Origin of the sequence: Pseudidiomarina sp., from assembly GCF_033722695.1 — a bacterium.
GTDB lineage: Bacteria > Pseudomonadota > Gammaproteobacteria > Enterobacterales > Alteromonadaceae > Pseudidiomarina.
In genome coordinates, this window is record NZ_JAWVYM010000056.1 from 1 (window position 1) to 4,682 (window position 4,682).

The window sequence follows — 4,682 nt, forward strand, 5'->3', positions numbered from 1 at the left end:
CCCTTGCCGGTAACCAGCATGGTGATCAGGAAACCCATCAAGAGTATGGTAAATAACGGCGTGAATACCCGGGTGAGCACCGGGGCCATATTCTCGATGGCGGCCTGTTTCGCTTCCACCAGCCAGGCCGCGATAACCACTGCACCGACCGCGCCACAGGGAATAATCCAGGTTTGCGCCAGCCATTCTACGTCGATATCGATAAAGGCGAACATGCCCAGCGTAAATGCCGTCAACACCGCGCCGCCCAGAGCGATAAGTACGTAATAAATCGCGTACTCGCCTGAGAAGCGGATAAAGTCCATGCGGCGTGATTGTGACTGCCACCAGTCGCCGGTGTAGAGCACCCCGATCACAAACCAGAACACCAGCGGCAGATGAATAAAGGCCAGTATCGTGGTCGAACTGGTCTGGTCGTGTGGGTAGATATTCATGGTCACCAGCGCGATCAAAATTCCGACGGCGAGTACCTGCAACCCGCGCAGGCCCAGTTCACGCTTCCAGATAAAGAAGGCGCCGAGGAAAGGTAGCGCGAATAGCGTAATGTTGCGCTGGTAAAACCAGGCGCCGGCGTCATCGTCCATGCCGATACCAAACAGCGCCGGCAGTTTAATGCTGATCGCGGCGGCAACTGCAAATAGCAGCGCGGCCATCAGCTCGCGACTGAAGTTCAGGCCCGGCAGGTTATCGGATAGCACCAGGTTACGCCAGAGACGACCTGAGTGGACTTCCGCATACTCGCGGGATACTGCATTAATGTTGCCGATGCGTTTGGTGGCGATAAGGAAGGCTTCGTCTTCGTCCAGCCCCGATGCTCTCAGTTCATCGACCTGATCGCGCAGATGGCCTTCGAGCTCATCAACGTCCTGGCCGTCGATGGCGGCATGCTTAGCCAGATAACTTTTCCACTCTTCAATGCGCGCTTCCATATTGAATTGGGCATCAGGTTCGTAACTGTTTTTATCACGCGAACTGGTAACCATCGTCATTGCTCCGTGTGGTGGCTGTCATCTCATGCCAGATGCTGTTCAGGGCCTGATTGATGACGTGCCATTGTTGTTGTTGTTCTGCCAGCGCCTTGCGGCCCTGGGTAGTAATTGCGTAGTACTTGCGCTTGCGGCCGGTATCAGCAACGCGCCAGCGCGATTCGAGAAATCCCTGGTGCTCAAGCCGGTGCAACAGCGGATACATCATGCCGTCTGTCCAGCTCAGGGCGCCGCCGGAAAGCTCTTCAACCCGCTTGACGATCTCGTACCCATAGGTTTCGCCCTCGGCGATTATCCCCAGTACCAGCGGCGTTGACGAAGCTGCCATTAAGTCTTTTGAAAGGTTCACCCGGCCTCCTGATTTTATGCCTAGAGCTATTATGTATAGATGCAGTATACATTGTAGTTCTATGTATGCAATACCCGCGCGTAATTTTTAAGCGAAATGGTGTCAGCCCCCCCTTCTTCGGTGTCAGCCCCCCTCTCTTGGACTACACTAGTAGGCGTTGAATTTTTTTTTGTTAAGGAGGTTTGCATGTCGAAGGTGCTTCTTATTACGGGTGCGTCGAGTGGTATTGGCAGAACGACGGCGAAAAGCGCGGTGGAAGATGGTTACAAGGTGATTGTAACGGCGCGGCGTAAGCGCTTGCTGGATGAGTTAGTCAGCGAGCTGGGTGAAGATAATGTGCTGGCGGTGGCGTCGGATGTCAGCGACTATGAGCAGCTTAAGAAAGTTGTTGATAAGGGCATTGAGCGGTTCGGTCAGCTTGATGCGGTATTTGCAAATGCCGGCACGGGCGTATCTGCTTCCGGCACTGAGGAAGGCGATCCGCAGGAATGGGAAACCATGATTGGGGTAAATATTACCGGTGTATTAAATACCGCGAAGCTCACCCTGCCTCATTTGCGCAAAACCACCGGACATTTTCTGGTAACCGGATCAGCGGCCGGGCGTACTACGATAAAAGGCTCGATTTACGGTGCCACCAAATGGTTCGTACACGGCTTCATGCAGAACCTGGCGGAAGAAATGAAAGAATGGAGCGGCCGTTGCACCACCATCGCACCCGGCATGGTCAATACGCCGTTCTTCGACGAGGAGAAACCCGATAAGCTTGATCCGCAGGACGTGGCCGATGCGGTATTACACGCCCTGAATGCACACCCGCGGAACTGTGTCCGCGAGATCTTCCTGATGCCCGGGTATAAGTAAAGGGCGTCAGACCATCACTTCACGGTCATAGTGATCAAGCAGCAGCTGCTGAGCATGGGTTAACGGATTTTCGGCCTGAACGATTGGCTCAGCATGCTGCGTTAACAACCGCATCATCACTTCGTTATCTTCTTCGCCGTGCCAGATTTTAATGTAAGTGCCCTGCTTATAGCCGCGCTGCTGACGCAGGTTATTGAGCGCGTTTTTACCTACATAGGTCAGATAGACCGTATTGGCATCGCCATAGGCCTTAACCAATAGCGCCATCAGCCGGTCAAAAAATACTTTCCCGCAGCGAAGCGGCTTGCTGTCTGAGCCGTCCTGCGCCAGCGCCACAATCAGCTCTTTGCCATCCTCTGCTGTCACCGCTGCTTTGCTGCCATCGGTAATCATCCGGGCTACGTCAGCGGCAGCCTGGCTGGTGCTTTTGCCTGCGGCACAGGCATTTTCCACCGCATCAGAAATGGCAAAGTGCAGAATATCGATCAGTTCCATATTCGCCTGCGCCCAGTCCGCCGACTGCTTTTTCCACCACTTATAGCCGGTGTGCTCAAAGTATTCGCCCAGCTCAACCAGAATGGCTTTCACATCATCGCGCTTAACTTGCGGCTGTTCCGGATACTTGGGGTCGATTACCTGGTTAAACGCAATTTGCATCATCACCAGTTTCTGGGCTTGTTCAGGCGTCATAGTCGGCTCATCTTGTGGTAGTGAGAATAGTCGTCAGAAAGTTTTCCAAAGATTATCACTTCCTTAATTCGACGTCCTCCCCCGGAACGGGTTTACCAAAATAAAATCCCTGAAATTGTACACAGCCAATACTCTTAAGAAATTCAAATTCCTCTTTTTGCTCTACGCCTTCTGCGATAACCGCAATGCCGAGGGTGTTGGACATCGACAGGATAGCCCTGATCAGGCCCTGCTTCTTTACGCAATTATGAACCTCTCTGACAAAACTAATGTCAATTTTTACATTATCAATCGGGAATTCCTGCAAGTACGCCAGGCTCGAATGCCCAGTCCCAAAATCATCAATGGAGATCTGGATGCCGAGTTCTTTCAGGCCGTTCAGGGTTTTCAGCGTATGCTCAATATCAAACATGGCGACATACTCGGTTATCTCGAGCTCCAGCAACCGACCCGGCACGCCACTCTGTAATAGTTCTCGCTTAAGCAAGGGAATAAATTGATTATGCGCGAACATTTGTGCGGAAACATTTACTGCCAGCGGCACAGATTGGACGTTATCGCGACCATGCCACAGCGCTAACTGTTTAATGGCGCGAGTTAATATCCAGCGATCAATTTCGAGAATCTGGCCACTTTCTTCCGCCGCCGGTATAAATTCCGAAGGCATAATCAGGCCCCTTTCGGGCTGACGCCAGCGCACCAGCGCCTCCAGACCAAATAACTCAGTGCCACCATCAGTAATGCGTACCTTGGGTTGGTACACTAAATACAACTGACTTTCGTTTATCGCCTGCTTCAGTTCAGTTCTCAGCTTTAACCTTGCTTGAGCATTATTTTTCATCTCAGGAAGGTAAAAAACGAAGCGACTTCGCCCCTGTGCTTTAGCTTCGTACATGGCGGTATCGGCTGCCTGAATCAGTTCATCCAGGGTTTGACCGTGTTCGGGCATCAGCGCGATGCCGATACTGCAGCCAATATGAATACATTGATCCTGAATTGCGTACGGCTGGATGACTTTGTTTATCATCTTTTTCGCGCACTGGGCGGCGTGGTCTTTGTTCGCCTTTAATAATACGATGAACTCGTCGCCACCAAAGCGGCACAATACGTCGGTATCGGTAACCTCATTCCGCAAGCGCTGACTAACGATTTTCAGCAGCTCATCACCAAAATGATGCCCCAGGGCGTCGTTGACATGCTTAAAGTGATCGAGATCGACAAAAAACAGCGCCCAGGGACTCTTTTCCGTGACGGTGCCAGCGATTTTATTAAACTCTTTTCTTAGCAGCACACGATTGGGTAACGAGGTCAGTACGTCGTAATGAACCAGCCGCTGAATTTCATTCTCTGAATTAATGTGATCGGAAATATCTTCCATTACGCCCATAAAATAACGGATTTCCCCCTGCTCATTGCGAACTGCAGAGATAGTACCCCGTTGCGGGTAAATATCGCCGTTTTTACGCATATTCCAAAATTCTCCGGCCCAATACCCCTCTTTCATTAACTGTGCAAATATCTGCCGGTAAAACGGCCGCTCCTGGATACCCGACTTAAGTATTCGTGGATTTTTACCCAACACTTCCTCGCGTTTGAACCCCGTAATAGTGGTAAACGCCGGGTTCACATCCAGGATAGTGCCGTCAGGTTCGGTAATGATAATGGACTCTCTGCTGTGCCTGAACACGGCACCAATTTGTTCAAGTTTGCGTTCTTTGTCGTAAACCTCCAGCGCAAAACCAATGTCGCTGGTCAGCTCATCCAGAAAAATGGAAGTCTCATTGTCAAAGTGC

At 51.4% G+C, this 4,682-nt stretch carries 5 protein-coding genes; 1 reads left to right on the top strand and 4 read right to left on the bottom strand.

All coding sequences use genetic code 11. From position 1 onward, the window contains the following. Both R3196_RS10690 and R3196_RS10695 read right to left on the bottom strand, forming a co-directional pair. The coding region (locus R3196_RS10690; protein ID WP_318936759.1) for a permease prefix domain 1-containing protein at nucleotides 1–983 on the bottom strand (983 nt) is incomplete at its 3' end. Next, a complete protein-coding gene (locus R3196_RS10695) occupies nucleotides 964–1,335 on the bottom strand; it encodes a PadR family transcriptional regulator (RefSeq protein WP_318936760.1) in 372 nt (123 codons plus the stop codon). The genes R3196_RS10695 and R3196_RS10690, both read right to left, overlap by 20 nt. Before the next feature lie 186 nt (nucleotides 1,336–1,521). Here R3196_RS10695 and R3196_RS10700 point away from each other — a divergent pair, with 186 nt between their 5' ends. Continuing rightward, nucleotides 1,522–2,199, top strand: coding sequence for an SDR family oxidoreductase (locus R3196_RS10700; protein WP_318936761.1), 678 nt, complete (start codon nucleotides 1,522–1,524; stop codon nucleotides 2,197–2,199). 6 nt (nucleotides 2,200–2,205) lie between these two features. Here the strand turns inward: R3196_RS10700 and R3196_RS10705 are convergent, their stop codons facing one another. Together R3196_RS10705 and R3196_RS10710 are read right to left on the bottom strand one after the other, a co-directional pair. Next, nucleotides 2,206–2,889, bottom strand: coding sequence for a dUTP diphosphatase (locus R3196_RS10705; RefSeq protein WP_318936762.1), 684 nt, complete (start codon nucleotides 2,887–2,889; stop codon nucleotides 2,206–2,208). 55 nt (nucleotides 2,890–2,944) lie between these two features. Continuing rightward, nucleotides 2,945–4,682: putative bifunctional diguanylate cyclase/phosphodiesterase (locus R3196_RS10710; RefSeq protein ID WP_318936763.1), on the bottom strand; the 1,738-nt coding region annotated here is incomplete at its 5' end.